Source organism: Rhizobium acaciae (assembly GCF_025941625.1).
Classification (GTDB): Bacteria; Pseudomonadota; Alphaproteobacteria; order Rhizobiales; family Rhizobiaceae; genus Rhizobium; species Rhizobium acaciae.
In genome coordinates this window covers 89,008-114,656 of the sequence record NZ_JAPCZO010000010.1, presented here as the reverse complement: position 1 = coordinate 114,656, position 25,649 = coordinate 89,008, and the positions used below count along the sequence as shown (strand labels likewise).

The 25,649-nt window shown below is 60.9% G+C and carries 22 protein-coding genes; 14 read left to right on the top strand and 8 right to left on the bottom strand.

Going from position 1 to position 25,649, the window contains the following annotated elements; genetic code table 11:
- The first annotated feature begins 125 nt into the window (after nucleotides 1–125).
- From metH to OLZ32_RS17290, 3 genes are all read left to right on the top strand, one after another.
- On the top strand, nucleotides 126–3,899 hold the full coding sequence (gene metH, locus OLZ32_RS17300; protein ID WP_264399088.1) for a methionine synthase: 3,774 nt from the start codon (nucleotides 126–128) through the stop codon (nucleotides 3,897–3,899).
- A gap of 197 nt (nucleotides 3,900–4,096) precedes the next feature.
- Nucleotides 4,097–4,330, top strand: coding sequence for a type II toxin-antitoxin system Phd/YefM family antitoxin (locus OLZ32_RS17295; protein ID WP_003541516.1), 234 nt, complete (start codon nucleotides 4,097–4,099; stop codon nucleotides 4,328–4,330).
- On the top strand, nucleotides 4,327–4,728 hold the full coding sequence (locus OLZ32_RS17290) for a type II toxin-antitoxin system VapC family toxin (RefSeq protein ID WP_003541510.1): 402 nt from the start codon (nucleotides 4,327–4,329) through the stop codon (nucleotides 4,726–4,728). Before OLZ32_RS17295 ends, OLZ32_RS17290 begins: the two co-directional genes overlap by 4 nt.
- A gap of 3 nt (nucleotides 4,729–4,731) precedes the next feature.
- Here the strand turns inward: OLZ32_RS17290 and OLZ32_RS17285 are convergent, their stop codons facing one another.
- A complete protein-coding gene (locus OLZ32_RS17285; protein WP_020050885.1) occupies nucleotides 4,732–5,496 on the bottom strand; it encodes a GntR family transcriptional regulator in 765 nt (254 codons plus the stop codon).
- The gene (locus OLZ32_RS17280; RefSeq protein WP_264399089.1) at nucleotides 5,493–6,377 is read right to left on the bottom strand and encodes an N-acetylglucosamine kinase; all 885 of its coding nucleotides are present in this window, start codon (nucleotides 6,375–6,377) and stop codon (nucleotides 5,493–5,495) included. Before OLZ32_RS17280 ends, OLZ32_RS17285 begins: the two co-directional genes overlap by 4 nt.
- A gap of 528 nt (nucleotides 6,378–6,905) precedes the next feature.
- Between OLZ32_RS17280 and OLZ32_RS17275 the strand changes: the two genes are divergently transcribed.
- From OLZ32_RS17275 to OLZ32_RS17255, 5 genes are all read left to right on the top strand, one after another.
- Nucleotides 6,906–8,165, top strand: a complete 1,260-nt coding sequence (locus OLZ32_RS17275) for an ABC transporter substrate-binding protein (RefSeq protein WP_003541505.1) — start codon at nucleotides 6,906–6,908, stop codon at nucleotides 8,163–8,165.
- Nucleotides 8,166–8,382: 217 nt separating this feature from the next.
- The gene (locus OLZ32_RS17270) at nucleotides 8,383–9,330 is read left to right on the top strand and encodes a carbohydrate ABC transporter permease (RefSeq protein WP_003541504.1); all 948 of its coding nucleotides are present in this window, start codon (nucleotides 8,383–8,385) and stop codon (nucleotides 9,328–9,330) included.
- A gap of 9 nt (nucleotides 9,331–9,339) precedes the next feature.
- Complete coding sequence (locus OLZ32_RS17265) at nucleotides 9,340–10,179, top strand: carbohydrate ABC transporter permease (protein WP_264399090.1); 840 nt, start codon at nucleotides 9,340–9,342, stop codon at nucleotides 10,177–10,179.
- Nucleotides 10,176–11,234 (top strand): Gfo/Idh/MocA family protein, encoded by a 1,059-nt coding sequence (locus OLZ32_RS17260; RefSeq protein WP_003541500.1) that lies wholly within the window; start codon nucleotides 10,176–10,178, stop codon nucleotides 11,232–11,234. Before OLZ32_RS17265 ends, OLZ32_RS17260 begins: the two co-directional genes overlap by 4 nt.
- A 10-nt stretch (nucleotides 11,235–11,244) precedes the next feature.
- Complete coding sequence (locus OLZ32_RS17255) at nucleotides 11,245–12,246, top strand: ABC transporter ATP-binding protein (protein ID WP_017988986.1); 1,002 nt, start codon at nucleotides 11,245–11,247, stop codon at nucleotides 12,244–12,246.
- Between the two features lie 72 nt (nucleotides 12,247–12,318).
- Here the strand turns inward: OLZ32_RS17255 and OLZ32_RS17250 are convergent, their stop codons facing one another.
- The 6 genes from OLZ32_RS17250 to OLZ32_RS17225 form a co-directional block, all read right to left on the bottom strand.
- Nucleotides 12,319–12,624, bottom strand: a complete 306-nt coding sequence (locus OLZ32_RS17250; protein WP_017988985.1) for an NIPSNAP family protein — start codon at nucleotides 12,622–12,624, stop codon at nucleotides 12,319–12,321.
- A gap of 195 nt (nucleotides 12,625–12,819) precedes the next feature.
- Nucleotides 12,820–13,881, bottom strand: coding sequence for an ABC transporter ATP-binding protein (locus OLZ32_RS17245; protein ID WP_264399091.1), 1,062 nt, complete (start codon nucleotides 13,879–13,881; stop codon nucleotides 12,820–12,822).
- 12 nt (nucleotides 13,882–13,893) lie between these two features.
- Complete coding sequence (locus OLZ32_RS17240; RefSeq protein WP_003541491.1) at nucleotides 13,894–14,682, bottom strand: ABC transporter permease; 789 nt, start codon at nucleotides 14,680–14,682, stop codon at nucleotides 13,894–13,896.
- Nucleotides 14,679–15,572: an ABC transporter permease gene (locus OLZ32_RS17235; RefSeq protein ID WP_003541488.1), complete on the bottom strand. Its 894-nt coding sequence runs from the start codon at nucleotides 15,570–15,572 to the stop codon at nucleotides 14,679–14,681. The genes OLZ32_RS17240 and OLZ32_RS17235 overlap by 4 nt, the downstream gene beginning before the upstream one ends.
- 71 nt (nucleotides 15,573–15,643) lie before the next feature.
- Nucleotides 15,644–16,747 carry an ABC transporter substrate-binding protein gene (locus OLZ32_RS17230; protein WP_011652839.1) on the bottom strand — a complete coding sequence of 368 codons (1,104 nt, stop codon included), beginning with the start codon at nucleotides 16,745–16,747 and terminating at the stop codon, nucleotides 15,644–15,646.
- A gap of 191 nt (nucleotides 16,748–16,938) precedes the next feature.
- Nucleotides 16,939–17,811: a MurR/RpiR family transcriptional regulator gene (locus OLZ32_RS17225; protein ID WP_264399092.1), complete on the bottom strand. Its 873-nt coding sequence runs from the start codon at nucleotides 17,809–17,811 to the stop codon at nucleotides 16,939–16,941.
- A 179-nt stretch (nucleotides 17,812–17,990) separates the two neighbouring features.
- Between OLZ32_RS17225 and OLZ32_RS17220 the strand changes: the two genes are divergently transcribed.
- The 6 genes from OLZ32_RS17220 to OLZ32_RS17195 all read left to right on the top strand — a co-directional run bounded on the left by OLZ32_RS17220 (nucleotide 17,991) and on the right by OLZ32_RS17195 (nucleotide 25,637).
- Nucleotides 17,991–18,761 (top strand): N-formylglutamate amidohydrolase, encoded by a 771-nt coding sequence (locus OLZ32_RS17220; protein ID WP_264421919.1) that lies wholly within the window; start codon nucleotides 17,991–17,993, stop codon nucleotides 18,759–18,761.
- 119 nt (nucleotides 18,762–18,880) lie between these two features.
- A complete protein-coding gene (locus OLZ32_RS17215; protein ID WP_264399093.1) occupies nucleotides 18,881–20,443 on the top strand; it encodes an amino acid permease in 1,563 nt (520 codons plus the stop codon).
- 146 nt (nucleotides 20,444–20,589) lie between these two features.
- The gene (locus OLZ32_RS17210) at nucleotides 20,590–21,954 is read left to right on the top strand and encodes a glutamine synthetase family protein (RefSeq protein ID WP_264399094.1); all 1,365 of its coding nucleotides are present in this window, start codon (nucleotides 20,590–20,592) and stop codon (nucleotides 21,952–21,954) included.
- Between the two features lie 204 nt (nucleotides 21,955–22,158).
- Entirely contained in the window at nucleotides 22,159–23,544 is a 1,386-nt protein-coding gene (locus OLZ32_RS17205) for an aldehyde dehydrogenase family protein (protein ID WP_264399095.1), read from the top strand.
- Nucleotides 23,541–24,692 (top strand): iron-containing alcohol dehydrogenase, encoded by a 1,152-nt coding sequence (locus tag OLZ32_RS17200; RefSeq protein ID WP_003541473.1) that lies wholly within the window; start codon nucleotides 23,541–23,543, stop codon nucleotides 24,690–24,692. The genes OLZ32_RS17205 and OLZ32_RS17200 overlap by 4 nt, the downstream gene beginning before the upstream one ends.
- A gap of 231 nt (nucleotides 24,693–24,923) precedes the next feature.
- Entirely contained in the window at nucleotides 24,924–25,637 is a 714-nt protein-coding gene (locus tag OLZ32_RS17195) for a ParA family protein (RefSeq protein WP_003541471.1), read from the top strand.
- Nucleotides 25,638–25,649: the final 12 nt, after the last annotated feature.

Here is a 25,649-nt window from a genome sequence, read left to right as displayed (position 1 = left end):
TAGGCGTCGTGCGAGTCTGTCATCCGGCGAGATTTGCAAAGCACGAAATCGACAGGCATATATTGACATAAAGATATCTTTATGTGATTTGGAAGTCTGGTCTTACGACGTCAAGGAGCCCTCCCGTGTTTGACAATCTCTTTGGTCCGGAAACGGGCAAGCGTGACGGCAGTGAAGTTTTCGCAGCTTTGAAACAAGCCGCGAGCGAACGCATCCTTGTTCTGGACGGCGCCATGGGCACGCAGATCCAGGGGCTCGGCTATGATGAAGACCAGTTCCGCGGGACGCGCTTCATCGGCTGCGCCTGTCACCAGAAGGGCAATAACGACCTTCTGATCCTGACCCAGCCGGACGCAATCGAAGAGATCCATTACAGATACGCCAAGGCCGGCGCCGACATTCTCGAGACCAACACCTTCTCGTCGACCCGCATCGCGCAGGCCGATTACGAGATGGAAGGTGCGGTCTACGACCTCAACAAGGAAGGCGCCGAAATCGTGCGCCGGGCGGCGCAGCGCGCCGAGCGCGAGGATGGCCGCCGCCGCTTCGTCGCCGGCGCCATCGGGCCGACCAACCGCACCGCCTCGATCTCGCCCGACGTCAACAATCCCGGCTTCCGCGCCGTGACCTTCGACGATCTGCGCACCGCCTACGGCGAGCAGATCGACGGGCTGATCGACGGTGGCGCCGACATCATCCTCATCGAGACGATCTTCGACACACTGAACGCCAAGGCTGCGATCTTCGCCTGCGAGGAGCGCTTCGAGGCCAAGGGCGTGCGCCTGCCGGTGATGATCTCGGGCACGATCACCGATCTTTCCGGCCGCACGCTGTCCGGCCAGACGCCGTCGGCCTTCTGGAACTCGGTGCGCCATGCCAATCCCTTCACGATCGGGCTCAACTGTGCGCTCGGCGCCAATGCGATGCGCCCGCATCTGCAGGAGCTTTCGGGTGTTGCCGACACCTTCATCTGCGCCTATCCGAATGCCGGCCTGCCGAACGAGTTCGGCCAGTATGACGAAACGCCGGAGCTGATGGCGGCGCAGATCGACGGCTTTGCTCGCGAGGGCCTCGTCAACATCGTCGGCGGCTGCTGCGGCTCGACGCCGGAGCATATCAAGGCGATCGCCGAGACCGTTGCCAAATACAAGCCGCGGCCGATTCCCGAGCATCGCCCCTTCATGTCGCTGTCGGGCCTCGAACCCTTCGAACTGACCAAGGACATTCCCTTCGTCAACGTCGGCGAGCGCACCAACGTCACCGGCTCGGCCCGCTTCCGCAAACTGATCACCAATGCCGATTTCACCGCAGCGCTCGATGTCGCCCGCGACCAGGTCGAGAACGGCGCGCAGGTGATCGACATCAACATGGACGAAGGCCTGATCGATTCCGAAAAGGCGATGGTCGAGTTCCTCAACCTGATCGCCGCTGAGCCTGACATCGCCCGTGTGCCTGTCATGATCGACTCGTCGAAGTTCTCGATCATCGAATCCGGCCTGAAGCGCGTCCAGGGCAAGCCGATCGTCAACTCGATCTCGCTGAAGGAAGGCGAAGAGAATTTCCTCGCCCAGGCGCGGCTGCTGCACAATTACGGTGCGGCCGTCGTCGTCATGGCCTTCGACGAGACGGGGCAGGCGGACAGCTATGAGCGCAAGGTGGAAATCTGCACGCGCGCCTACAAGCTGCTGACCGAGAAGATCGGCTACCCGCCCGAGGACATCATTTTCGACCCGAACATCTTCGCGGTCGCGACCGGCATCGAAGAGCACAATAATTACGGCGTCGATTTCATCGAGGCGACGCGGACGATCCGCGAGCGCATGCCGCTGGTGCATATTTCGGGCGGCGTCTCCAACCTGTCCTTCTCGTTCCGCGGCAACGAGCCGGTGCGCGAGGCAATGCATGCCGTGTTCCTCTACCACGCCATCCAGGCGGGCATGGACATGGGCATCGTCAATGCCGGCCAGCTTGCCGTCTACGACAATATCGATCCCGAGCTGCGCGAGGCCTGCGAGGACGTGGTGCTGAACCGTCGCCCTGATGGTACCGAGCGGCTGCTCGAAGTGGCAGAGAAATTCCGTGGCGGCGCCGCACGCGAAGGCCGCGTCCAGGATCTTTCCTGGCGCGAATGGAGAGTCGAGAAGCGTCTCGAGCATGCGCTGGTCAATGGCATCACCGAATATATCGAGGCCGATACCGAGGAGGCGCGCCTGCAGGCGGCCCGGCCGCTGCACGTCATCGAAGGGCCGCTGATGGCCGGCATGAACGTCGTCGGCGATCTGTTCGGCTCGGGCAAGATGTTCCTGCCGCAGGTGGTCAAGTCGGCGCGCGTGATGAAGCAGGCGGTCGCCGTGCTGCTGCCCTACATGGAAGAGGAAAAGCGCCTCAATGGCGGCGAGGAACGCCGGTCGGCCGGCAAGATCCTGATGGCGACGGTCAAGGGCGACGTGCACGATATCGGCAAGAACATCGTCGGCGTCGTGCTTGCCTGCAACAATTACGAGATCGTCGACCTCGGCGTCATGGTGCCGGCGACGAAGATCCTCGAAACGGCGATTGCCGAAAAGGTCGATGTCATTGGCCTTTCCGGCCTGATCACGCCGTCGCTCGATGAGATGGTGCATGTCGCGGCCGAAATGGAGCGGCAGGGCTTCGAGATCCCGCTGCTGATCGGTGGGGCAACGACCAGCCGCGTGCATACGGCCGTGAAGATCCATCCCGGCTACAACAAGGGGCAGACGATCTACGTGACCGATGCGAGCCGCGCCGTCGGCGTCGTCTCGGCTCTGCTGTCACCGGAGAGCCGCCAGGGCTATGTCGACGACATTCGCGCCGAATATGCCAAGGTGGCGGCTGCCCATGCGCGCAGCGAGGCCGAGAAGGTGCGCCTGCCGTTGCCCCGGGCTCGCGAGAATGCCCACAAGATCGACTGGTCTGCCCATCAGCCCGTGAAGCCGCAATTCTTCGGCACACGGGTGTTCGAGGATTACGATCTGGCCGAGCTTGCCAAATATATCGACTGGACGCCGTTCTTCCAGACCTGGGAGCTGCGCGGCCGGTACCCCGCCATTCTGGACGACGAGAAGCAGGGAGAGGCGGCGCGTGCGCTCTGGGCCGATGCGCAGGCGATGCTGAAGAAGATCATCGACGAGAAGTGGTTCCGCCCGCGCGCCGTCATCGGCTTCTGGCCGGCCGGTGCCGTCGGCGACGATATCCGGCTGTTTACGGACGAGAGCCGGAAGCACGAGCTTGAGACCTTCTATACGCTGCGCCAGCAGCTTTCGAAGCGGGACGGGCGGCCGAACGTGGCGCTCTCCGATTTCGTGGCGCCGGTTTCGAGCGGTGTCGAGGACTATGTCGGCGGCTTCGTGGTGACGGCGGGTATCGAGGAAATCGCCATCGCCGAACGTTTCGAACGGGCGAACGACGATTATTCTTCGATCCTCGTCAAGGCGCTGGCCGACCGCTTCGCCGAAGCTTTTGCCGAGCGCATGCACGAGCAGGTTCGACGCGAATACTGGGGCTATGCCAAGGACGAGACGCTCAGCAAAGAGGACCTCATCACCGAAGCCTATGCCGGCATTCGCCCGGCGCCCGGTTATCCCGCCCAGCCCGACCACACCGAAAAGGCAACACTCTTCAAGCTGCTCGATGCTGAAAAAGCGGCCGGTGTGAAGCTGACGGAAAGCTATGCGATGTGGCCCGGCTCCTCGGTCTCCGGCCTCTATATCGGCCATCCCGACTCCTATTATTTCGGTGTCGCCAAGGTGGAGCGCGATCAGGTGGAAGACTATGCGGCCCGCAAGGGCATGCAGGTTTCCGAAGTCGAGCGCTGGCTCGGACCGGTGCTGAACTACGTGCCGCGCAAGACGAACGAGCAGATCGAAGACGCGGCCTGATTGCCGAGTCTTCACGGTCGCTTAGGGCGGCGTCCTCAGAGATTGATTCAATAAATGAAAAGCCGGAAGGGATTCACCTTCCGGCTTTATGATTTTGATGCGGCTCCAATAATTACCCGCATTCAGGCTGGTTGAATTTGATAGCGGAATTGACGATGAGGCGGTATACTTAGTCAAGTTAGCTAATGAGGGCGACGATGCAAGTTACCATCCATGCCGCAAAGACCAATCTGTCGAAATTGATCGACGCCGCCCTTTCCGGTGAGGAAGTGGTGATCGCCAAGGGGCGCAAGCCTGTCGTGAAGATCATTCCGATTGTGCAGTCTTCCTTCAAGATCGGGCTGCTCAAGGGGCAAGTTGTTGGAAATGGACCCGACTTTTTTGAGCCCATAGATCAGGGCGAACTTGCGGCTTGGGAAGGGGGCGAGTGAACTCGCTCTTGCTCGACACCCATGCCTGGGCATGGTCGCTGACCGGCGACGAGCGGCTCTCGGCCAAGGCGATCGCTCTGATCGAAAAGGCGGAGACGATTTTCGTCAGCCCAATATCCCTATTCGAAATCGGGCAGAAGGTTCGTCTCGGCAAATGGCCGGAGATGGAGCCTTTCATCGGCCGGCTGCCGGAACTGCTGCACGAGCAGGGTGGCATTGCCGCTGCATTGACACCGGAAATCTGTCTGACCGCAGCCATGATGGACTGGACACATCGCGATCCGTTCGACCGGTTTCTTGCTGCGACCGCCATGCAGAATGGGATACCGCTTATCTCCGCCGATGCGATCTTCGATGATCTTGTCGGAAATCAGCTTTGGATCGCCCGCTTCTGGTAGGGCTTACGTCACCGCGATCGTCAGCTCCGCGACAAAGTCATAGGCGTCGCCGCGATAGAGCGAGCGGGTGAATTCCACGGCGCGGCCGGAGCCCAGATAGGAGATACGCTCGATCGACAGGCCGGCCGCACCCGCGGAGACGCCAAGAAGCTGGGCGTCGGCTTCCTTCATATTGGTTGCCGAGATGCGCTGCACAGCGCGCACGGGTCGGACCTGAAGGCGTTCGAGCTCGGCATAGAGCGAATTGGTGACGGCTGAGGGATCGGGCAGGAATTCGCCGGAGACGCTGGCATTCTCGATCGCCAGCGGCTGGTCGTCGGCAATGCGCAGGCGGGAAAGGCGCGAAACCTTAACGTCGGTACCGAGGCCAAGGATCATCATCTCGTCGGGCGAGGGGGTGTGGACGCCTTTGTGCAGCCATTCGGAGCGGGAAGACATGCCGCGGCGCGCCATGTCCTCGGTGAAGGAAGTGAGCTGCGACAGGCGCTGCTCGACCTTGGAGACCGGCTTGGCGACGAAGGTGCCGGAACCGTGACGACGCACCAACAGGCCGTCGGCGACGAGTTCATCGATCGCCTTGCGCACAGTGACGCGGCTGACGGCGGCGAATTCGGCGATGTCGCGTTCCGGCGGCAGCGCATCGCCGTGCCCGAGCGTGCCGGTGCGCACGGCTCCTTCGAGCGTGCGGCGCAGCTTGACGTAGAGCGGACCTGTGCCGGCTGCCTGCAGGCGCTCCAGGGAAAGGAGGGTGGCGAGGTCGTCGGTCATGCCGCACCTCTCTGCCTGTTGTTGAGCAGCTTGACCGCAAGTTCCACCGCGCCCTGCAGGGCATCGCCCTTCGGTCTGGCAAGCAGGGACTTGTAGCGCTCGGAAAGCCACGGCTCATAAGCCTCGGCAAGACCGCCGAGCAGGCAGATCGACGGGCATTCGGGCCAGAGCAGTGCTTCGAGACTTTCGCCGATCGCCGTTGCCGCATCCGTGACGATGCCGACCGCCACGGCATCGCCCTTAGCCGCATGTTCGAAGACGGTGGGGGCGTAACGGGCAAAATCCTTCGGTCTTGCCGAATGGGCGAATTCGACGATGCGCTCGGGATCGTTGCCGTATTCGGTCATGACCGCGTCGGTGATCGGCGATGCCGGGCGCACCCCATCATGGGCAAGCAGCGATCGTTCCAGGAGGTCGCGGCCGAGGCGGGCACCGCTTGCCTGGTCGCCGACGACGAAACCCCAGCCGCCAATGCCGTTCAGCCGGCCGTCCTTGCGGGCATTATAGACCGAGCCGGTGCCGAAGGCGCCGACGATGCCGTCGGCATCGCCGAGCGCACCCTGCAGGGCGATCAGCGCATCGGTGACGACGCGGCCTTCGGCAAAGGGCAGGGCCTTTTCGATTCGCCTGCCGTAATCGCCGACATTGGCGCCGGCGACACCGACGACGGCTGCGACGGAGGAAAGGGTTTCAGCGGCAAGCCCGGCATCACCTAGCGCCTGCCGGGCGGATTCGACAATGTTGAGAAGAGAGTTTTCCAGATCCGACAGGATGTTGGCAGGGCCCGATTTGCCGCGGCCGATAACATTGCCGTTCCTGTCCGCGACCGCGGCCCGGCAGCTCGTTCCGCCGCCGTCTATGCCGATTGCAAGCTCCGTCATCGGGCCTCCGAATATGCCGTTCCCTATGTTTTTTAGTACAATACCAAAAAAATACCATTTACCAAGTGGGAATGACGTGGAAAATCAATCTTTTTATCTTATTGATTTTGCTTGATTAAATTTTTTAATGAGTTTTATCCGGCCGAAAAGTTAATTTCGGCTGGACAATTGGTATTTTTTTGGCATTAATTTGGCAAAAGGGAACAGCACTTCGAAGCCCACGAAAACCGGCAGTTAAGGCAAGCCGGAGCCGCTACGAAGGTGATCGAGATGACGACCCGCCGGCCTATCGGGCTTGTGGCGAGGTTCAGGAATCCATCGGCTTTCCCCATCATTTCGCCGCCCTCGGTGTCACCACCGGGAAGGCGCGCAGTCCGGCCGCAGGCGATCCGCCTTCGTGTCCGTCGAGCTTTCGGGGCCGGCATTGCTGGCGGTCCTCCAAGGGGCGTTGGGTGTTGCCTCAGACACACCAATTGCTTGTTTCAGATCGAAAACAGCGCCTCGCGGCGCTTAAAACAGGAGAGGGAAATGAAAAACACTGCTCTGAAAAGCCTGCTGCTTGCCTCCAGTCTGCTGACTTCAGCGGGTCTCGTCCACGCCGCCGACGTCACGCTGACGGTCGAAAGCTGGCGTAACGACGACCTGCAAATCTGGCAGGAAAAGATCATCCCGGCTTTCGAAGCCAAGAACCCGGGCATCAAGATCGTCTTCTCGCCGACCGCGCCGACCGAATACAACGCCTCGCTGAATGCCAAGCTCGATGCCGGCTCCGCAGGCGATATCATCACCTGCCGTCCGTTCGACGCTTCGCTCGAACTCTTCAACAAGAAGCAGCTCGTCGACATCACCAGCCTGCCTGGTATGGAGAACTTCTCGCCGGTCGCCAAGGCCGCCTGGAGCACCGACGACGGCAAGTCGACCTTCTGCGTGCCGATGGCTTCTGTCATCCACGGCTTCATCTACAACAAGGATGCCTTCGACAAGCTCGGCATCTCTGTGCCGAAGACCCAGGATGAGTTCTACGCAGCGCTCGACAAGATCAAGGCCGACGGCACCTACATTCCGCTCGCCATGGGCACGAAGGACCTCTGGGAAGCCGCTACCATGGGCTACCAGAATATCGGCCCGAACTACTGGAAGGGTGAGGATGGCCGCGCCGCCCTGATCGCCGGCAAGCAGAAGCTGACGGATGCCGACTGGGTCAAGCCCTATGAAGAGCTTGCCAAGTGGAAGCCCTATCTCGGCGACGGCTTCGAAGCCCAGACCTACTCCGACAGCCAGAACCTGTTCACGCTCGGCCGTGCAGCGATCTATCCGGCCGGTTCGTGGGAAATCGCGCTGTTCAACAGCCAGGCCCAGTTCAAGATGGGCGCCTTCCCGCCGCCGGTTCCGAAGGCAGGCGACACGGGCTACATCTCCGACCATCCGGATATCGGCGTCGCGCTGAACGCGAAGAGCACGCATGCCGAGGAAGCCAAGAAGTTCCTCAGCTGGGTCGCTTCGCCGGAGTTCGCCGATATCTACGCCAACTCGTTGCCGGGCTTCTTCAGCCTGAACTCCACCCCGGTCAAGATGTCCGATCCGCTCGCTCAGGAATTCGTTTCCTGGCGCGGCCCGTACAAGTCGACTGTGCGCTCGACCTACCAGATCCTGTCACGTGGCACGCCGAACCTCGAAAACGAGACCTGGGTCGAATCGGCCAACGTGATCAACGGCACGGATACGCCTGCGGTCGCCGCCAAGAAGCTGCAGGACGGCCTCGACAGCTGGTACAAGCCGGCCAAGTGATGTGATCAGGGGCGGCGCTTGCAGCCCCTCATCCGGCTTGCCGGCCACCTTCTCCCCGCGCGCGGGGAGAAGGAGACTCGCAGCGACCTCCCAGCCCGATATCGCATCTCAGCAGGGCGTGTTCCCTCTCTTCCCAGTTGGCAGAGAGTTGGGGTGAGGCGCAACGTTTTCCACCTGTGCTGCCCTTGCAGCCAGTCGACAAGAACAGGCAAAAGCCATGAGCGAAACCGACAACACGGTCGATATCGTCCCGATCAGGCGCCCGGTGCGCTGGCACATCTTCGTCTTCATGCTGCCGGCCCTGATCGTCTATTCCGCCGTAATGGTGCTGCCGCTCATTGAAACGCTTCGGTTGTCGCTCTACAATACGGTCGACGGACAGCCGGTCTTCGTCGGACTGGCGAATTTCAAGGTGCTGTTCGGCGATGCGCGCTGGGCGCGCGATTTCTGGAATGCGCTGGTCAACAACCTGATCTTCTTTGCCATCCACATGTGCGTGCAGAACCCGATCGGCGTGGCGCTTGCCGCCCTGCTTTCGGTGCCGAAGCTGCGCGGCGTCGCCTTCTACCGCACGGCGATGTTCCTGCCGACGCTGCTGTCCTTCGTCATCGTCGGCTTCATCTGGAAGCTCATCCTTTCGCCGATCTGGGGCGTGGCGCCCTGGATGCTCGATCTCATCGGCTTGAAATTCCTGTTCGCGCCCTGGCTCGGCAAGTCCGGTTCGGCGCTGATTGCGGTATCGCTGATCTCGAACTGGCAATATATCGGCATTCCGATGATGCTGATCTATGCCGCACTGCTCAGCATCCCCGAAGAGGTGATCGAGGCGGCAGAATGCGACGGCATTACCGGTTGGGCCCAGTTCTGGAAAATCAAGCTGCCGCTCATTCTGCCGGCGATCGGCATCATCTCGATCCTGACCTTCGTCGGCAATTTCAACGCCTTCGACCTGATCTATACCGTGCAGGGGGCGCTCGCCGGGCCTGACATGTCGACCGACATTCTCGGCACGCTGCTTTACCGCACCTTCTTCGGTTTCCAGCTTCAGCTCGGCGATCGCTCGATGGGCGCGACGATCGCCACGGTGATGTTCCTCATCATCCTCGCCGGCGTCTCGCTTTATCTCTTCGTCATCCAGCGGCGCATGCGTCGCTACCAATTCTGAGGAGCGCGCATGTCCAAGGCACGCACATCTCCCATCCGCACCGGCCTCGTGCATCTGGCGCTGAGCGCCTATACGCTGGTCGCGCTGTTTCCGGTGTTTTTGACCATCGTCAACTCGTTCAAGGATCGCGCCTCGATCTTCCGCGAGCCGCTGATGATCCCGACGCCGTCGACCTTCAGCCTCGTCGGCTATCTGACGGTGCTCGGGCAGGGCGATTTCGCCACCTATTTCCAGAACAGCTTCATCGTCACGATCGTTTCGATCCTGCTGGTGCTGCTCTTCGGCGCCATGGCGGCCTTCGCGCTCTCGGAGTATCGCTTCCGCGGCAATATGCTGCTTGGTCTCTACATGGCGATCGGTATCATGATCCCGATCCGTCTCGGCACGGTGGCGATCCTGCAGGGCATGGTGGCAGCCGGCCTCGTCAATACGCTGACGGCGTTGATCCTCGTCTATACCGCGCAGGGCATACCGCTGGCGATCTTCATCCTGTCGGAATTCATGCGGACGGTTTCGGACGATCTGAAGAATGCCGGGCGCATCGACGGGCTTTCCGAATATGCGATCTTCTTCCGCCTGGTGCTGCCGCTGGTGCGCCCGGCCATGGCGACGGTCGCGGTCTTCACCATGATCCCGATCTGGAACGATCTCTGGTTCCCGCTGATCCTGGCGCCCTCCGAGGCCACCAAGACGGTGACGCTCGGCTCGCAGATCTTCATCGGCCAGTTCGTCACCAACTGGAATGCGGTGCTGGCGGCCCTGTCGCTGGCGATCCTGCCGATCCTCGTCCTCTACGTCATCTTCTCGCGGCAGCTGATCCGCGGCATCACGTCAGGAGCCGTCAAGTGAACGAAAAACCGATCCGCGTGCTCGTTGCCGGCCTCGGCAATATGGGCCGCAGCCATGCGCTCGCCTATCACAATAATCCCGGCTTCGAGATCGTCGGTCTCGTCAACCGCTCGACGCCGGAGCTGGCGGCCGAGCTGCAGGGCTATACGATCCACCCCGACTTCACGACGGCGCTTGCCGAGCTGAAGCCGGACCTCTGCTCGATCAACACCTATTCCGACAGCCATGCCGATTATGCGGTCGCCGCCTTTGAGGCCGGCTGCGATGTCTTCGTGGAAAAGCCGCTGGCGACAACGGTCGCAGACGCCGAGCGCGTCGTCGCGGCAGCTGGGAAGGCGGGGCGCAAGCTGGTGATCGGCTATATCCTTCGCCATCATCCTTCCTGGATGAAGCTGATCGAAGAGGCGCGCAAGCTCGGCCCGCCTTATGTCTTCCGCATGAACCTTAACCAGCAGTCCAGCGGTCCGACCTGGGCGACGCACAAGTCGCTGATGCGCACGACCTCGCCGATCGTCGATTGCGGCGTGCATTATGTCGACGTCATGTGCCAGATCACCGACGCGAGAGCCGTCGAGGTGCGCGGCATGGGGCTGCGCATGTCCGACGAGATCGCTGCCGACATGTATAATTACGGTCACCTGCAGGTGCTGTTCGAGGACGGTTCCGTCGGCTGGTACGAGGCCGGCTGGGGACCGATGATCTCGGAAACTGCCTTCTTCGTGAAGGACGTGATGTCGCCGAAGGGTGCGGTGTCGATCGTCATGGATCCGAACGCCAAGTCCGACGATATCGACACGCACACCAAGACCTCGGTGATCCGTCTGCACACGGCCGAGACCGGCCCGGACGGCAAGTTTATCCGGCCCGACCAGGACATGACGATGGAAGGAGAGCCCGGTCATCAGGCGCTCTGCGACCTGGAACAGGCCTTCATGCTGAGGGCGATCCGCGAGGATCTGGACCTCGACCGCCATATGGCGGATGCGGTGGCATCGCTGCGCATCTGCCTTGCCGCCGACGAGAGCGTGCGCACCGGCCAGCCGGTCAGATTATAAGGAAAGACCCGTGGGATCGCTTCAACTCAAATCCATCCGCAAGACCTATGGCACGCATGAGGTGCTGAAAGGCATCGATCTCGAGGTCAAGGACGGCGAATTCGTCATCTTCGTCGGACCGTCGGGCTGCGGGAAATCGACGCTGCTGCGCAGCATTGCGGGCCTCGAAGACGTCACGTCAGGCGCCGTCGTCATCAATGGCCGCGATGAGACGTTGACGCCGCCGGCCAAGCGCGGCATCGCCATGGTGTTTCAGTCCTACGCGCTCTATCCGCATCTGACGGTCAAGGACAATATGGGGCTCGGCCTCAAGCAGGCCGGCACCGCCAAGGACGAGATCGACAAGCGTGTCGGCAAGGCATCCGGCATGCTTTCACTGGAACCCTATCTGGCGCGGCGGCCGGCCGAGCTCTCCGGCGGCCAGCGCCAGCGCGTCGCCATCGGCCGCGCCATCGTGCGCGAACCGGAACTCTTCCTGTTCGATGAGCCGCTGTCGAACCTCGATGCGGCGCTGCGCGTCCAGACCCGCCTCGAAATCGCCCGGCTGCACCGCAGCCTGAAGGCGACGATGATCTATGTCACCCACGACCAGGTCGAGGCGATGACGCTCGCCGACAAGATCGTGGTGCTGAATGCCGGCGCGATCGAGCAGATCGGTTCTCCGATGGAACTCTACAAACGACCGGCCAATGTCTTCGTTGCCGGCTTCATCGGCTCGCCGCAGATGAATTTCATCGCGGCCGAGAAGGTCGGCGACCACAGCGCCAAGACGATCGGCGTGCGTCCCGAACATTTGACGTTGTCGCGCGAGCAGGGCACTTGGGCTGCGAAGGTCGTGCATGTCGAGCATCTCGGCGCCGACACGATCATCTATCTGGAATCCGACCAGTGCGGCCTGCTGACGGCACGTCTCTTCGGCGAGCATCAGTACGAGCCGGACGAGATCGTCTATGCAACGCCGGACCAGGCGCACGTGCATCGTTTCGATGTCGACGACCAGGCGATCCGCTAAGCGCATGACTGAACGAAAAAGTCCCGCCAGCCAGCTGGCGGGGTTTCTCATTTCCCGTCGTGCGCGGTTCGATCAGCCGAGCAGGGGCCGCATGAAGCCGCGTTCATAGCTGACGATACTGCGGTTATGTTTGTCGAGTTCGAAAGCCGCCTGACATTCCGGATCGCTTGCCATGCGTGTGCGATAGTCCTCGTAGGCGGCAAGGCTCGGGAAGGAAAACAGCGCAACGGCAATATTGTTGGCGCCTTCGGATGGTAGGAAATAACCGTGATGGGTGCCGCCCATCCTGTTGACGATCGGAATCCAGAGCCTGGCATACTCTTCGAATTCGGCAAGCTTGTACGGATCGATCACATAGCGCAGGTGGCAGGTAATCATTGAAATATCCCATTTCTTAAAGTGCCAGGCGGAGGCTACTCCGGCTCATTTGGTTTGTTCAACTTCTGGCGCCGACCTCGAGGAGTTCAAGTGCCTTGTGGTGATGGCTGCATCACGATTGCTGACGGGTCGGACGAGCAGAAATGAAAAAGGCGCCGTTTCGCGGCGCCTTTTGCCTCAGCAGTATTGGCGAAATCAGTCGCGGATGATCAGCAGGTCGGCTGCCATGAAGCGCAGGGTTACTGTTTCGCCGGCCTGCGGCGGGGTGATGCCCGGGCTGTTGAACATGTCGAAGGAGATGACGTTACCTCCGACATTCATGCGGGTGCGGATGACCGACCCCAGGAAGTGGGCCGAAACGACCTGGCCGGTCAGCGCCGTGTCGCTCTTGACGCTGTCGGAGAGCGAGCCTGCTTCCGGACGCAGCGCCAGCGAGATGGTTTCGCCAGTCTTGTGAGCGGCGACCGACTGCTTCAGCGTGATGCCCTGATCGCCGATCTGGATGCGGTTGCTGTCGGGATCGACGACCGTGGCTTCGATCAGGTTCAGCGTGCCGACGAAGGAGGCGACGAAGCGCGTCGCAGGCGTGTTGTAGATCTCGAAGGGCGAACCGATCTGGTCGGCCTTGCCGGCATTCATGACGACGATGCGGTCGGAGATCGACAGGGCTTCTTCCTGATCATGGGTGACGAACACCGTGGTGATGCCGAGCTGCTGCTGGATCTGGCGGATTTCCTCGCGCAGCGACACGCGGATCTTGGCGTCGAGCGCGGAGAGCGGCTCGTCGAGCAACAGCACCTGCGGCTTGACGGCAAGCGCGCGGGCAAGGGCGACACGCTGCTGTTGGCCGCCCGATAGTTGATAGGGGAAGCGGTCGGCCAGGTGATCGAGCTTGATCAGGCCGAGCATTTCCTTGACGCGGGCGTCGATCTCAGGTTTCGGCGCGCCGGCGACCTTGAGGCCGAAGGCGACATTGTCGTGCACGGTCATGTTGGGGAACAATGCATAAGCCTGGAAGACCATGCCGATATTGCGCTGGTTCGGCTTCAGCGAGCTCTGATCCTTGCCATTGATGGTCAGCGTGCCGCCGGTCGGCGTTTCGAAGCCGGCGATCATGCGCAGGACGGTCGTCTTGCCGCACCCTGACGGGCCGAGAAAGGAGATGAACTCACCCTTTTCGATCGTCATGTTGAAGTTCTTGACGACCTGCACCGGGCCGAAGGATTTCTGAATGTTGGTCAGTGTGAGAAAGGACATGAACCAGATACCTTAAGCCTTTGCCGGACGGGCTTTGCCGACGCGGGAAACGAGGTTGAGCAGGCCCATGCTGAGCCAGGTGATCGAGAAGGCGATGACGGCGAGCGCCGAAGGCTCATAGGCCTTGTTGGCGCCGACGAGCTGCAGGTAGGGACCGAAGGCCGGACGGTTGAGCAGTGCGGCGAAGGTGAATTCACCCATGACGATCGCGAGCGTGATGAAGGCACCTGAGAGCACGCCGCTCATGACGTTGGGGAAAATGCACTTGAACATGATGGTCGTCCAACTGGCGCCGAGACTTTCGGCTGCCTCCGTCAGGGTGCGGACGTCGATGGCGCGCATGGCGGTATCGACGGCGCGGTACATGTAGGGCAGCGACAGGGTGATATAGGAGAAGACCAGTAGGATGTTGGTGCCAGTCGTTGAGCCCGTCAGCGGCAGGTAGGACGACGAATTGTACATCCTGAGGTAGCCGAAGACGATGACGATTGCGGGAATCACAAGCGGTAGCAGCGTGATGAATTCGACGACGGGGCGCATCTGCGGCAGGCGCAGCCGCACCCAATAGGCCGTTGGCACGACAAGCAGCATGCCGAAGACGATGGTGAGTAACGCCATCAGCATGGAATAGCCGAAGGTCTCGCGGAACTGAGCGTCCGAAAAGACCGATTGATAGGCGTCGAGGCTGTATTCGCCGCGGCGCATGCGCAGCGAAAACTCGATTGTGCCGATCAGCGGGATGATAAAGTAGGACGCGCCGAGAATGATGGCGATCCAGGCTCCGAGACGTTGAGCTTTCATTTCTGCCACCGTTCGGCGCGCATGCGCAGCAGGAGGTAAAGGACGTTGGAGACGCCGGTTATCACGATCATGCCGAGCGCGATGGCGTAACCGAGGTTGGCATTGTGCAGAACGTCGCCGCGGATCTGCGCATAAAGCAGGATCGGCACGATGTTCAACGAGCTGCCGGTCAGCGCAAAGGCTGTGGCGATGGCGCCGAAGGCATTGGCGAAGAGCAGCAGCGTCGTACCGAGCAGGCTCGGCCAGAGGATCGGCAGCGCGACCATCGTCCAGTATTGGCGGTTGGTGGCGCCGAGAATCTGCGATGCTTCGCGCCATTCCTTCTTCATGCCGTCGAGGGCCGGCGTCAGGATCAGTACCATCAGCGGAATCTGGAAATACATATAGGTGATGGTGAGGCCGAAGAAGGACAGCAGGTTGAAACCGGTGCCGTAGAGATTGAAGCCGAACCATTCGCGCAGGAAGATCGTCACAAGGCCGGTGCGGCCGAGCGTTGCGAGAAAGGCGAAGGCGAGCGGCACGCCGGCGAAATTCGAGGCGACGCCGGAGAAGGTCAGTAGTGTCGAGCGCACGGAGGCGGGCAGGCCGCCGAGCACGACGGCCCAGGCAAGGAAAAAGCCGATCAACGCGCCGCCGAGGGCGGAGGCGACCGAGACGCGGATACTGATCCAGTAAGCGCTCATGATCGATGGCGTAAAAAGATCGCCGATATTCTTCAGCGTGAAATCGCCCTCGGGCGTCAGGAACGCGCCCACAACGAGATAAAGCGTGGGGATGATCAGGAATAACAGGGAGAAAATAATGAAGGGTGAGATGCCCAGCCAGTCGATCACGCGGTCTTTGTTGATCAAGGGGGCACTGCTCGCCATCGGCGTTGAAACGGTGCTCATGGAAAAGCTCATCCTGGGGCGTCGGAGTGAGAAAACCTCCCCGCCTTGCGGCGGGGAGGCCGGATCAAAGTTTACTGAACGTTGGCGCCGACGACGGAATCCCAGTTCTTGGTGATGGTTTCCTTGCCGGCGGCCTGCTCTTCCAGCGTCGGGAAGACAGCCTTTTCATAGGCTGCTGCCGGCGGCAGCTTGTCGAGCAGTTCCTTCGGGATCTTGTTGTTCTTGGCAAGATCGTTGAAGCGGATCGGGTGGCAATAGCCCTTCAGCCAGCCGAGCTGACCTTCGTCGGAATAGAGGTATTCCATCCAGAGCTTGGCAGCGTTCGGGTGCGGAGCGAAGGCTGAGATAGCCTGGACGTAGACCCCGGCAACGACGCCGGTCTTCGGAACGACGACCTCGAAGGGAGGATTGCCCTTCAGGCCTTCGCCCCACGAGAGAGCGTTGTAGTCCCAGGCGATGACGATTGGCGTGGAGCCCTGCGCGAAGGGAGCAGCCTTGCCGACGACCGGCACGAAATTGCCGCTCTTGTTCAGCTCGGCGAAGAACTTCAGGCCTTCTTCGCCTGCCTTGGCCGCGTCGCCGCCGGATGCGGAAAGACCAGCGGCATAGACGCCCTGGACAGCCTGGTTGGCGCTGCGCGGATCGCCTGCGAGGGCGACGCTGTTTGCATAGTCGCTCTTCTTCAGGTCGGCCCAGTCAGTCGGCGATTCCTTGACGAGATCCTTGTTCACCAGGAGCGCGAGAACGCCATAATAGTCGCCATACCAGTAGCCTTCAGCATCCTTGGCGCTGTCAGGAATGGAATCCCAGGTGGAGACCTTATAAGGCTGGATCAGGCCGTCTTTCTTGGCGGACGGGCCGAAAGAGAGGCCGACGTCGATGACGTCGGGAGCCTGCGGGCCGGTGTTGCCCTTATTGGCCTTGATGGCTTCGATTTCGTCGCCCGAACTTGCATCCGGGTTCAGTTCGTTGACCTCGAGGCCGTACTTGGCCTTGAAGCCGGCAATGACGTCGCCATAGCCGCACCAGCTGTGCGGCAGAGCGATCGTCGTCAGGCTGCCTTCCTTTTTGGCGGCGGCGATAAGTTCAGCGCTCGGCTCGGCGGCGGCAATCGCGGTCGAAGCCACGATCATCGCAGTAGAAAGCGACAGAAGTCGAGAAATGTTAGAGATCACTGTTGTTCTCCTTCGGGTTTTCAGTGTCTGGCGATGCTGTTAATGAGATTACATGAAGCTTGTGTGACAGTTCGATGACGTTAATTCTGCTGTGAATAGCGGGGGTTGCGACAAATGTTTTATTTGCGACAACACCGTCTGTTTCCGCGAAAAATCCGCCATTGTTTTTCTTCTGTTTTAGTCTTGTCCTCCTAACCCGGTTTACGGAAAAGCTTGGTCTGCTCGAACAGGCCTTCCAGTGTCTTCATGCGCTCCTTCGTCTCATCCCAGGTCGAATTCTGAACGGCCTCGATCAGCGCTTCGACGATGAAAAGGGTGACGACGGAGGAATCCCAGGCCGACGGCGCCTCGATCCGAACGCGGAAGGCATGCCTGGCGAGCTTGGCGGCCGGCGAGCCCCACTGGTCGGTGAAGACGATGATTTCGGCGCCGCGTTTCCGAGCGGCAGTCGCAAGGCTCACCATCTCCTGCTCATAGCGGCGGATGTCGAAGATGATCAGGATGTCGCCGGCATTCATGTTGAGGACATATTGCGGCCAGCTGCTGGAATTCGACGATAGCAGCGTCGTTGCCGGCCGGATCACCTGCATATGGGTGAAGAAATATTCGGCAAGCGCGCCGGTGATGCGGCCGCCGACGAAATAAAGGCCGCGCTTGCGGTCGGAGAGCGACGCGGCGACGCTGTCGAACGTCGCGGTGTCGAGATCGGTCAGCGTCTGGCGCAGATTGCCCATGATGGCATCGGCGAAACGGTTGAGAATATGGGTGCCTGGTGCGTTCTGCGCCCAGCGATCGTGCTTGGCGATCGGGTTCGAGATCGTCGCCTCGACTTCCTGATGCAGATGCGCCTGAAAGTCCGGATAGCCCTTGAAGCCAAGCTTCTGCACCATGCGCACGACGGTCGGAGTCGAGACGCCGGCATTCTCGGCAATCGTGGTGATGCTGCCGAGGCCGGAAACCGGATAATTGTCGAGTAGGCTTTCGGCCAACTGCTTCTCGGCACGCGTCAACACCCCCAAATGCGAGTGTATGACGTCCGAAACCGTCTTCGACGCAACTGTCACGTAACTATGCTCCCCGGGATGGTCTGGCGCCACTTTCCCACTCAAAGTTAACAACGCTGTCATAATCCATGTCAACCACTGTCATGAAAAGAAATTTTCAGTGGATGCTTGACACCGGTTGAAACCTGAAGAATTCTTTTCTTCATCAAGATTTTGTTAAGGGATAAGGAGTGGCGCCTTTGGTGCTGGCCCGGCCGAAAATCCTCAGTGAAGCGGACGGTGACTGCGTCGGGATCGAACGTATCCACGGCCGGAGCCCGGTGCTTCTGGTCTGCGAGCACGCTTCGAATGCGCTTCCAGCCCTTTTCGGCGATCTCGGCCTGCCCAGCGAAGCGCTCTCCAGTCACATCGCCTGGGACCCGGGCGCGCTTGCGGTCGCCCGCAACATATCGGAAGCGCTCGACGCGACGCTCGTTTACCAGCGGTTCTCCCGGCTGATCTACGACTGCAATCGGCCGCCCGGTTCACCCGGCGCCATGCCGGAGACCAGTGAAATCTACGACATTCCCGGCAATAAGGATTTGAGCCCCGAAGAACGGCTTGCGCGCACCGACGCACTCTACGTGCCTTTCCACGACGCCATTCGCGGGCTGATCCGCGATCGCCGGGCGAGGGGGCAAGACTGCATCATCGTGACGATGCACAGCTTTACGCCGGTCTATCACGGCCGCGAACGCGCCGTCGAACTCGGTATATTGCACGATGAGGACAGCCGGTTCGCCGACCGGATGCTGGAGGCAGCGGCCGCGGCGCCGCTTTACAGAACGGAACGCAACGAACCTTACGGGCCTGAGGACGGCGTGACCCACACGTTGATCCTGCACGGGCTTTCGAACGGCTTGCGCAATGTGATGATCGAGGTCCGCAACGACCTCATCACAGACGATATCGGCCAAGGGGTCATGGCCGATTATTTGAAAGGGCTGCTCCAGCAAATTCTGGAGGGCTGAATAAAAAGAAGACCCGAGGGAGCAGTTTAGCTGCGAACGTCCGCACGGCGCAAATGTCGCGGGCAATTGGCACTGAATCGGCCCGCAATTCCGCGGCCGATCGTGAACAGGGGGAAGTCATGTCGGACTATACCGAACTGGACAAGAAGCAGGATGTGCACATCCTGCATTCCATGGGCTATGCCCAGGAACTCGAACGGCGAATGAGCTCGTTCTCGAACTTCGCCGTTTCATTCTCCATCATCTGCATCCTTTCCGGCGGCATCAATTCGCTGGCGCAGGCAACCTCCGGTGCCGGCGGAGCTGCTATCGGCATCGGCTGGCCGGTCGGCTGCTTCATCTCGCTGGTCTTCGCCGTCGCCATGGCGCAGATCAGTTCCGCCTATCCGACGGCGGGCGGCCTCTATCACTGGGGCTCGATCCTCGGCAACCGCTTCACCGGCTGGCTGACCGCCTGGTTCAACTTGCTTGGTCTCGTCACCGTTCTCGGCGCCATTAATGTCGGCACCTATTATTTCTTCATGGGGTCCTTCGGCACGGGCTACCTCGGTCTGGCGGACACCATCACGGTGCGGATCGTCTTCCTCGTCATCATCACCGGCGCGCAGGCGCTCGTGAACCATATGGGCATCGGGCTGACCGCAAAGCTGACGGACTTCTCGGGTTACCTGATTTTCGCAACCGCCATCGCGCTTGCGGCGGTGTGCCTGTTGTCGGCCCCATCTTATGAATTCAGCCGGCTCTTCGCCTTCGCCAACTATTCCGGCGAAGCGGGCGGCAATGTCTGGCCGACGACGTCGGGCAGCTGGGTTTTCCTGCTCGGCCTGCTGCTGCCGATATATACCATCACCGGCTACGACGCTTCGGCCCATACGTCGGAAGAAACCGTCAAGGCGGCGCACTCCGTTCCGCGCGGCATGGTTTCCTCCGTGCTCTGGTCGGCACTCTTCGGCTACATCATGCTGTGCTCCTTCGTGCTCATGCTGCCAAACATGGACGATGCTGCAAAGCAGGGTTGGAACGTGTTCTTCTGGGCGATGGACACACAGGTCAACGCGACCGTGAAGGACATCCTCTACCTCGCGATCCTCGTCAGCCAGTGGCTGTGCGGCCTTGCGACCGTCACCTCGGTTTCCCGCATGATCTTCGCTTTCTCGCGTGACGGTGGCCTTCCGGCCTCCAAGGCGCTTTCGAAGGTCAGCCCGCAATACCGTACTCCAGTGGCCGCGATCTGGGCGGGTTCCATTCTGTCGGTGCTGTTCGTTTGGTTCACTTCACTCGACTTCATGAAAATCGGCGACACGCCGGTTTACACGATCGTCGTCTCGTGCACGGTCATCTTCCTGTTCTTCTCCTTTGCGATACCGATCACGCTCGGCCTCTTCGCCTGGGGTACGTCCAAGTGGGACAAGATGGGTCCGTGGAACCTCGGCGAAGGCCTCTTCAAGCTCTTTGCCGTGCTCTCGATCATCGCGATGGTCCTGATCTTCGTTCTCGGAATCCAACCGCCGAACGGTGCTGCGCTTTACGTTACAGTCGGCTTCCTCCTGCTGACGGCGATCGTCTGGTTCGGCTTCGAGAGCCGGCGCTTCAAGGGGCCGCCGATCGGCGCCGAAGTGGCGAAGCGCCAGGCCGAAATCGCTGCGGCCGAAGCAGCTGTTGGCGAAAGCGCCGAAAACTAAGCATCGAGGCTTCCCTCTCAAATGGCGGGGCCGCATCCTGCGGCCCCATCACCGGTTCAACGAAAAGGCATCAGGCCGCAAAGTCCGGCCGAGCGCATGCGATTTCGTTGCCCCGATTTTCTCAATTCAATTCAGGCGGATCAATCATGAGCAGCTACACAATCGACGATCTCAGGAAGGATGTTGCCGAAGGGCGCATCGACACGGTTCTGGCCTGCCAGGTGGATATGCAGGGCCGGCTGATGGGCAAGCGGTTCCAGGCAGAATATTTCGTCGAGAGCGCCTGGAAGGAAACGCATAGCTGCAACTACCTGATCGCCACCGACATGGAGATGGAGACCGTTTCCGGCTACAAGGCGACGAGCTGGGAGAAGGGTTACGGCGACTATACGATGAAGCCGGATCTTGCGACGCTGCGTCGCATTCCCTGGCTCGAAGGCACGGCGCTGGTGCTGTGCGACATGCTCGACCACCATACGCATGAAGAGGTCGCCCATTCTCCACGCGCGATCCTGAAGAAGCAGGTGAAGCGCCTGGAAGACATGGGTATGAAGGCCTACATGGCCTCCGAGCTCGAATTCTTCCTATTCGACCAGACCTACGAGTCGGCGCAGGCCTCGGGCTACCGCAACCTGAAGCTCGCCAGCGCCTATAATGAGGACTACCACATCTTCCAGACCACCAAGGAGGAAGAGGTGATGCGGGCGATCCGCACCGGGCTGCAGGGCGCCGGCATCCCGGTCGAGAACTCCAAGGGCGAGGCTTCGGCCGGCCAGGAGGAGATCAACGTGCGCTACGCCGATGCGCTCGCCATGGCCGACCGGCACGCGATTATCAAGAACGGCTGCAAGGAGATCGCCTGGTCGAAGGGCAAGGCCATCACATTCCTCGCCAAGTGGAATTACAATGCCGCGGGCAGTTCCTCGCATATCCACCAGTCGCTCTGGAGCCTGGAGGAAAAGCCGCTGTTCTTCGACCATACCGGCAAATACGGCATGTCGCCGCTGATGCACAACTACGTCGCCGGGCTTCTCGCCCATGCGAGCGAGATCACCTATTTCCTGGCGCCTTATATCAATTCCTACAAACGCTTCATGGCCGGCACATTTGCACCGACCAAGGCGATCTGGAGCAAGGACAACCGCACCGCCGGCTACCGGCTCTGCGGCGAGGAGACCAAGGGGATCCGCATCGAGTGCCGCGTCGGCGGTTCCGATCTCAACCCCTATCTCGCCTTCGCCGCGCTGCTCGCCGCCGGCATTGACGGCATCGAAAACAAGCTCGAACTCGAAGCGCCCTTCGTCGGCGACGCCTATGGCGGCAAGGGCGTTCGCGAGATACCGCGCACGCTGCGCGCGGCGACGGCGGCGATGACGGAATCGGCGATGCTGCGCAAGGCCTTCGGCGACGAAGTGATCGACCACTATACGCGCGCCGGCGAATGGGAGCAGGAAGAATACGACCGCCGCATCACCGATTGGGAAGTGGCGCGTGGTTTCGAAAGAGCTTAATAGGCATTTGCGGGCGGCTTGCCCGTCACCCTAGCCCTCTCCCCGTTTGAACGGGAAAGGGGACGTGCCCCGCGCGGGGTTTGCGGTCGAAGAAAACGGTGCTGCATATTCCCTTCTCCCCGCAAGCGGGGAGAAGTGCAGGCAGGCGGATGAGGGGCCACGGCCTCACTCAAATTTTGAAGAATACGAGGACAGGAACAGATCATGGCAATGATCCAATGCATTTCACCGGTTGACGGTTCGGTCTATGCCGAGCGCGCAGCCCTTTCTCTCGATGCGGCCAAGGATGTCGTGGCGCGTGCCCGCAAGGCGCAGAAGGGCTGGGCGAGGCGGCCGCTCGAAGAGCGTGTGCAACTGGTGCTGAAGGGTGCCGCGCGGCTGAACGAGATGTCCGATGTCGTCGTACCGGAGCTTGCCTGGCAGATGGGCCGGCCGGTCAAGTATGGCGGCGAATACAAGGGTTTCAACGAGCGCTCCAACTATGTGGCCTCGATCGCGGCGGATGCGCTGGCGCCTGTTATCGTCGAGGAGAGCGAGCGTTTCGAGCGCCGCATCGAGCGCGAGGCCCATGGCGTCGTCTTCGTCATCGCACCGTGGAACTATCCCTATATGACGGCGATCAATACGATTGCGCCGGCGCTGATGGCCGGCAATACCGTGGTGCTGAAACACGCCTCGCAGACGCTGCTGGTCGGTGAGCGGCTGGTGCAGGCCTTTATCGAGGCCGGCGTTCCCGAAGACGTGTTCCAGAACGTCTTCCTCGATCATGAAACGACGTCGGCGCTGATTGCCGCCGGCAGCTTCAATTTCGTCAACTTCACCGGATCGGTCGAAGGCGGTCGGTCGATGGAGCGGGCGGCTGCCGGCACCTTCACCGGCCTCGGCCTCGAACTTGGCGGCAAGGATCCGGGTTATGTCATGGAGGACGCCGATCTCGAGGCGGCCGTCGACACGCTGATGGATGGCGCGACCTATAATTCCGGCCAGTGCTGCTGCGGCATCGAGCGCATCTATGTGCATGAATCGCTCTATGACGCCTTCGTCGAGAAATCGGTTGCCTGGGTATCGAACTACAAGCTCGGCAATCCGCTCGATCCGGAAACTTCGCTCGGGCCGATGGCGCATAAGCGCTTCGCCAAGGTGGTGCGCGAGCAGATCGCCGATGCGGTTTCCAAAGGGGCCAAAGCGCTTGTCGATCCCAAGCTTTTCCCCCAGGATGACGGCGGCGCCTATCTCGCGCCGCAGGTCCTCGTCGATGTCGACCACTCGATGGCCTTCATGCGCGAAGAGACTTTCGGTCCGGCGGTCGGTATCATGAAGGTGAAGAGCGACGAGGAGGCGCTCGCTTTGATGAACGACAGCCAGTACGGGCTGACGGCCTCGCTCTGGACCAGGGATGCCGAGCGGGCAGGGCGGCTCGGCCGCGAGATCGAAACCGGCACCGTATTCATGAACCGCGCAGACTATCTCGACCCGGCGCTTTGCTGGACCGGCGTCAAGGAGACCGGCCGTGGTGGCTCGCTGTCGATCATCGGCTTCCACAATCTGACGCGCCCGAAATCCTTCCATCTGAAGAAAGTCACAGCATGAGCAGCAATATCACCGCAAACTGGAGCTATCCGACATCGGTCAAGCTCGGCCGGGGCCGCATCGCGGAACTGGCCGACGCCTGCAAGAGCCTCGGCATCAAGAAGCCGCTGCTCGTCACCGACCGCGGCCTTGCCTCGATGGCAATCACCAAGACTGCGCTCGATATCCTCGAAGATGCCGGTCTCGGCCGGGCGATCTTTGCCGATGTCGATCCGAACCCGAACGAGAAGAACCTCGAAGCCGGCGTCAGGGCTTTCAAGGACGGCGGCCATGACGGCGTCGTCGCCTTCGGCGGCGGCTCCGGCCTCGATCTCGGCAAGTGCGTCGCCTTCATGGCCGGCCAGACGCGTCCGGTCTGGGACTTCGAAGATATCGGCGACTGGTGGACGCGTGCGAGCCTCGAGGGCATCGCCCCGATCGTCGCGGTGCCGACGACGGCAGGCACCGGTTCGGAAGTCGGGCGTGCCAGTGTCATCACCAATTCCGAAACGCATGTGAAGAAGATCATTTTCCATCCGAAGTTCCTGCCCGGTGTCGTCATTTCAGACCCGGAACTGACGGTCGGCATGCCGAAGATCATCACGGCCGGCACAGGCATGGATGCCTTCGCCCATTGCCTGGAGGCCTATTCCTCTCCGTTCTATCACCCGATGTCAGCCGGCATCGCGCTCGAAGGCATGCGGCTCGTCAAGGAATTTCTGCCGCGCGCCTATAGGGAAGGCACGGATCTGGAAGCTCGCGCCAACATGATGGCCGCCGCCGCCATGGGGGCGGTCGCCTTCCAGAAGGGGCTCGGCGCGATTCACGCGCTGTCGCACCCGATCGGCGCCGTCTACAACACCCATCACGGCATGACCAACGCGGTGGTGATGCCGGCGGTGCTGCGCTTTAACCGCAAGGCGATCGAGGAGAAGATCGGCCGCGCCGCCGCCTATCTCGGCATTTCGGGCGGTTTCGACGGGTTCTACGATTATGTGCTGAAGCTCCGCTCCGAACTCGGAGTGCCGGAGACGCTGTCGGCAATGGGAATCGCGGCTGACCGCATCGACGAATTGTCGGCCATGGCGATCGAAGATCCGAGCGCGGGCGGCAACCCGGTTGCAATGACGCTCGAAAATACCAAGGCCCTTTTCAGGGATTGCTTCTGACAACATAAGAGCGGACCTTTCTGACTGGCCTGGAGAACCTCGGTTTTCCGGGCTTTTTTCGTTGTCGCGACATCCCTAGTTTTAGGGATGTGAAAAATACCGGCTGCAATTTCGCCGCGCGTGTTTCCAATTTGTTAACCATGATTAGAAAGGATGGATTAACCGCACGATGCTCCGACGGTGCGTAAGAGAGCGATATCGGCTCGCACCATTTCCTTCCGAGGACCGAACATGCCTGTCATCACATTCGCAAATACCAAGGGCGGCGCCGGCAAGACGACCGCTGTTCTCTTGCTCGCGACCGAGCTTGCCCGCAAAGGTTATCGCGTCACCATTCTCGACGCCGACCCGCAGCACTGGATTTCTCGCTGGCACGAAATATCAGGCCATGTGCCCAATGTTTCGGTGATCGATTTCGTGACGACTGCGTCGCTGCCGCTGCATATCAGCGAGAACAAGCACAATACCGACTATTTCATCGTCGACCTGCCGGGTGCGCGCAATCCGCTGCTCGCCACCGCCGTCGGGCTTTCCGACCATGTGCTGATCCCGATCCAGGGCTGTGCGATGGATGCACGCGGCGGCGCGCAGGTGCTCGAACTGCTGCAGTATCTGGATGAGAAGGCGGGCATCAAGATCGGACATTCGGTGGTGCTCACCCGCGTCAACTCGATGGTGACGACGCGGGCGCTGCAAGTCGTCAAGTCGCTGCTCAGCGAGCGGCATGTGCCGGTGCTCGATACCGCTATCATCGAACGCTCCGCCTTCCGCGACATCTTCGACTGTGGCGGCACGTTGCACACGATCGATCCGACACGCGTCAGCAATCTCGACAAGGCCCGGGAAAACGCTGCCTGTTTTGCCGAAGAAATAATTCGCAAGCTGCCGGCGAGGCTGACGGCATCCGCCCGCGTGACGAGCCCGATGGACCGCTCCGCCGCCTGAATATATCCCCAC